At 61.0% G+C, this 4,639-nt stretch carries 4 protein-coding genes and 1 pseudogene; 3 read left to right on the top strand and 2 right to left on the bottom strand.

The annotated features are described in order from the left end of the window. The 3 genes from AB5Y92_RS02285 to AB5Y92_RS02275 form a co-directional block, all read left to right on the top strand. The coding region (locus AB5Y92_RS02285; protein ID WP_368225392.1) for an ATP-NAD kinase family protein at positions 1-959 on the top strand (959 nt) is incomplete at its 5' end. A gap of 99 nt (positions 960-1,058) precedes the next feature. Then, positions 1,059-1,337: a YfcL family protein gene (locus AB5Y92_RS02280; protein ID WP_005333639.1), complete on the top strand. Its 279-nt coding sequence runs from the start codon at positions 1,059-1,061 to the stop codon at positions 1,335-1,337. Between the two features lie 98 nt (positions 1,338-1,435). Further along, the gene (locus AB5Y92_RS02275) at positions 1,436-3,100 is read left to right on the top strand and encodes an AMP-binding protein (RefSeq protein ID WP_005333638.1); all 1,665 of its coding nucleotides are present in this window, start codon (positions 1,436-1,438) and stop codon (positions 3,098-3,100) included. Between the two features lie 110 nt (positions 3,101-3,210). Here the strand turns inward: AB5Y92_RS02275 and AB5Y92_RS02270 are convergent, their stop codons facing one another. Together AB5Y92_RS02270 and AB5Y92_RS02265 are read right to left on the bottom strand one after the other, a co-directional pair. Further along, positions 3,211-4,374, bottom strand: a complete 1,164-nt coding sequence (locus AB5Y92_RS02270; protein ID WP_042052882.1) for a PLP-dependent aspartate aminotransferase family protein — start codon at positions 4,372-4,374, stop codon at positions 3,211-3,213. 139 nt (positions 4,375-4,513) lie between these two features. Further along, a pseudogene (locus AB5Y92_RS02265) lies at positions 4,514-4,639 on the bottom strand (isopenicillin N synthase family oxygenase); the annotation flags it as partial.

The raw sequence follows: 4,639 nt of genomic DNA, 5'->3' as shown, positions 1-4,639 counted from the left end.
TGAATGTCCCGTTCGAACTGCTGACGGTGGCGGGAGAGATGGGGGAGGCGGTGGCCCGCGAGCTGGGGTTGCCCTGTCGGGTCATCTATCAACCGGCCGGGGAGAGCACCTCGGCCGATGATACCCGCCACGCCGCCAGACTGATGCGTGAAGCCGGGGTCGATCTGCTGCTGTTTGCCGGTGGCGATGGCACGGCGCGGGATATCTGCGCCGCGGTGGGGGAGTCCTGCCATGTGCTCGGCATTCCGGCGGGGTGCAAGATCCACTCCGGCGTCTACGGGGTGACGCCCGCAGCCAGCGGGCGGGTGGTGGCGCGGATGATCGCAGGGGAATTGCTCAGCCTGATCGATGCCGAGGTGCGCGACATCGACGAGGAGGCGTTTCGCGCGGGCAAGGTGCGGGCCCGCCACTACGGCCAGCTGAAGGTGCCCGGCGATCTGCGTTATGTACAAGCGGTCAAGCAGGGGGGAAAGGAGTCCGAAGAGCTGGTGTTGGCGGATCTCGCCGCCGGGGTGGTGGAGCAGATGGAGCCCGATACCCTCTATCTGATGGGCTCCGGCAGCACGGTGGCAGCCTGTATGGCAGAGCTCGGTCTGGAAAATACTTTGCTCGGTGTGGATCTGGTGGAAAATGGCCGACTTATCGGGCAGGATCTCAGCGCCGCCGAGATCCTGACCCGGATCCGCGGTCGTCGCTGCCGACTGATCATTACCCTGATAGGCGGACAGGGACATCTGTTCGGGCGCGGAAATCAGCAATTGAGTCCTGAGGTGATTCGGTGTGTCGGGCTGGACAATATCCAGGTGCTGGCAACCAAAGCCAAGCTTGCCGCCCTTGCGGGCAGGCCGCTGCTGGTGGACACCGATGATCCGCAATTAAACCGGGCGTTGCGTGGTTATCTGCGAATAACCACGGGATACAAGGATCAGGTCATCTACCCGGTGGCCAACCCGGAATAGGACGCCAAGGACGCTGCTGGCCTGGCGCCAGAGAGCTGCAATCAACCGGATTGCGGTTCCATACCCCCGAATTTTTTGCCGCAAATGAGGCTGCGTTACATGACGATTCACGATTTTGAGCACAAGTTGTTGGGACTGATCGACAGCATGGTTGCTACCGCGACCGACGATGAGCTGTTTGCGGGGGGTTACCTGCGAGGTCATATCTCATTGGCCGTTGCCCGGGCCGAGCTGGAAGGCAAGACCCTGGTGCGGGACGTCAAGAGCTATGTGCTGCGCAGCCTCAACGAGGCGATCTTGCAAGGTGAGCTTTCTGAAGAGGATGAAAAACTGGTGCAGGCGATGTGGAGTCGTTTGCAACAAGACGCAGAAGCTTGATCGGATACACAATTCAAACTGAAGTTTGAGTTTATCCTTCCCCTGAAGTTAGTGAAAGGTTAATAATAAGTTTCGCCTTTTGTTTCAGGGATTAAACTATGGCCTCCTCCTCACGCATTGCCAATAAACTGCCGCTCGAGATGCTCTATCACTGGGAGCGGCAGTGTCCTGATCGAACCTACCTGCGTCAAACCATCAACCGCGAATATGTCGATTTCACCTGGGGTGAAGTGGCCGATGAAGCGCGGCGGATGGTGACGGCCTTGCGTCACCTCGGTCTGGTGGCCGGTGACAAGGTGGCGCTGCTCTCCAAGAACTGCGCCCAGTGGTTTATCGCCGATCTGGCGATGCAGATGGGGCAGTATGTGAGCGTGCCCATCTACCCGACCGCCAACGTCGACACCATCGAATATGTGCTGCGCCACAGCGAGGCCAAGGCGATCTTCGTCGGCAAGCTGGATGACTGGAAGAGTCAGGAGGCGGGCGTACCCGCCGATCTGCTGCGCATCGCCTTCCCCTATGACACCATGCCGGCCAGCCACCAGTGGGACGATCTGCTGGAGGCGCACGAGCCGATCCCTGACAGCCCGGTGCAGGCCCCTGACTCCCTGCTGAGTCTGGTTTACACCTCCGGCAGTACCGGCAAACCGAAAGGGGCCATGCTGAGCGTCGAGCGTTACGCCTGGTCGTGCGAGAAGCTGGTGGAGACGGTGAGCCTGAGCCAGGCCGATCGGGGCTTCTCCTACCTGCCGCTGGCCCATATTACCGAGCGGGTCTACATCTACGGCGGTAGTCTCTATGGCGGCGCTACTATCGCGTTCCCTGAATCCCTCGACACCTTTATCGAAGATGTCAAACGCTGCCGTCCCACCGTCTTTATCTCGGTGCCACGGCTGTGGGCCATGTTCCGTATCAAGATCCACGAGAAGCTGCCCCAGAACAAACTGGCGTTGCTGCTCAAGATCCCGCTTATCTCAGGCCTGATCAAACGCAAGCTGCAAAAGGGGTTGGGACTGGATCAGGCCCGGGTACTCGGCTGCGGCTCCGCGCCTGTCTCCCCTGCGCTGCTTGAGTGGTATCTGAGCATCGGCCTCAAGGTGACTGAAGCCTGGGGCATGACCGAGAACCACGCCTACTCCACCATCAACTACCCGTTCCGCGCCGACAAGATCGGCACCGTCGGCAAGGCGGGGATCGGAGTGACCATCAAGATCTCCGACGAGGGGGAGATCCTCTGCCGCTGTGAAGGGATGATGCTGGGTTACTACAAGGATCCCGAGCACAGCGCCGAGGCCATCGATGCCGAGGGGTGGCTCCACACCGGCGACATGGGCAAGCTGGACAAGGAGGGTTATCTCACCATCACCGGCCGGATGAAGGATGTGTTCAAGACCGCCAAGGGCAAGTATGTGGCGCCGGTGCCCATCGAGGGGCTGCTGGGTCAGGAGCCTATCATCGAACAGCTCTGCGTGATTGGTTACGGTATGCCGCAGCCCATTGCACTGGTGCAACTGGCCGAGAGCGCCATGAAGGGCAATCGGGAAGAGGTCAACGCCAGACTGGAAGCGGCGCGGGTACGGGTCAACGATCAGCTGGAATCTCATGCCAAAATTCGCGGCATTCTGGTGGTGAAAACCCCCTGGAATATCGAGAACGGCGTGCTGACTCCCACCATGAAGATCAAGCGTCACCTGCTGGAGCAAAAGTACGCCCAGGTCGGGGATCGCTGGCCCTCATCCCAGGTGGTGGTGTGGGAGGAGTAAATCCCATCTTTCCATAGCGCAACAAACAACAACGGCCCTTGATGGGCCGTTGTTGTGTTTGGGGCATATCACTCGCCGCTGTTTTGTCGGCTAGTAAAAAGCGCGCTCGGTTAGATCTGCGCCAGCGCGGCGGCCAGATCGGCGATCAGATCGTCCGCATCTTCCACCCCGATGCTGAAGCGGATGAGGTCGTCGTTGACCCCGGCGGCGAGGCGGCTCGCCTCGTCCATGGCGGCGTGGGTGGTACTGGCCGGATGGCAAGCGAGACTCTCGAGATCCCCCAGACTCACCGCCTGCACGAATAGTTGCAGGTTATCGAGCAGGGTGGCGCAGCGTTCAAACCCGCCTTCAAGTTCAATACTCACCATGCCGCCAAAGCCGCTGGCGAAGGCGCCGAGGGCATCGTGGCCCGGATGGTTGGCAAGCCCCGGGTAGATCACCTTCTTCACCGCCGGATGGGCCGCCAGAAACTCGGCCACTTTCTGCGCATTGTGCAGGTGGGCATCCATCCGCAGCGGCAGGGTCTTGACCCCACGCTGCAGCAGGTAGGCCTCCTGCGGGCCGATGGGGGAGCCGATATGCTTGAGGGCCACGGTGCGGATGGACTTCATCAGGGCGTGAGAGCCCGCCACCACCCCGGCGATGATGTCGCCGTGGCCGCCCAGATATTTGGTGCCGCTGTGCATCACTACATCGACCCCGAGTTCCAGCGGACGCAGCAGGTAGGGGGTGAGGAAGGTGTTGTCACACACTGTGATGGCGCCCACTTTGCGGGCCGCTTCCACCACCAGTCGCGGATCCACCACCTTGAGGGTGGGGTTGGTCAGGGTTTCGAACAGTACCACCTTGGTGGCAGGGCGGATGTTGGCCAGCAGATCGCGATCGCTCTCGTAGGCGGTGACCTTGATGCCGGCGCGGCTGAAGGTCTGCTTGAGGAACGCATCGGTACCGCCGTAGAGCGGGCCGATATAGGCTACCTCATCACCGCTGTCGGCCAGGGCATACATGATGGCGCTCACCGCCGCCATGCCGCTCGCCACCACCAGCGCTTCGTCGGCACCTTCCAGCGCCGCCAGCTTCTGCTCCAGCTCGGCGGTGGTAGGGTTGCCAAAGCGGCTGTAGATAAAGCCGGGGGCCTGACCTGCAAAGCGCTCCTTGCCCGCCTGGGCGTTGAAGTAGCTGAAGGTGCTGCTCTGGTAGAGCGGGGTGGTGAGGGCGCCGGTCTGTGGGTCGATCCGCTGGCCGCTGTGTACGCTCATGGTCTTGAATTTCATCGTGTTGCTCCGTGATGGCCAGGCTCTAGCCATGACTGGTTGTGTTTTGTAGTTCGTTACATGTTGTTTTTTGTCAGGGCGGGTATGTGCATGCTGCTTGTGGCTCATGCATATACCCGCCAGCGGATCTTTGCGCTGCTTAGGCCGGTATCGATTCGCTCTCTGTGCGCGGGAGGCGAGCGGGTTCCACCGGCACATAGTGACGCGCCGCCACATCCGGGTGGGAGCGCAGCCGCCCTTTCAGCACGTTCTCCCCCACCTGATA

The sequence above is a fragment of the Aeromonas sp. R1-1 genome (assembly GCF_040908495.1).
Lineage (GTDB): Bacteria > Pseudomonadota > Gammaproteobacteria > Enterobacterales > Aeromonadaceae > Aeromonas > Aeromonas veronii.
This window is presented reverse-complemented; position numbering and strand designations above follow the sequence as displayed.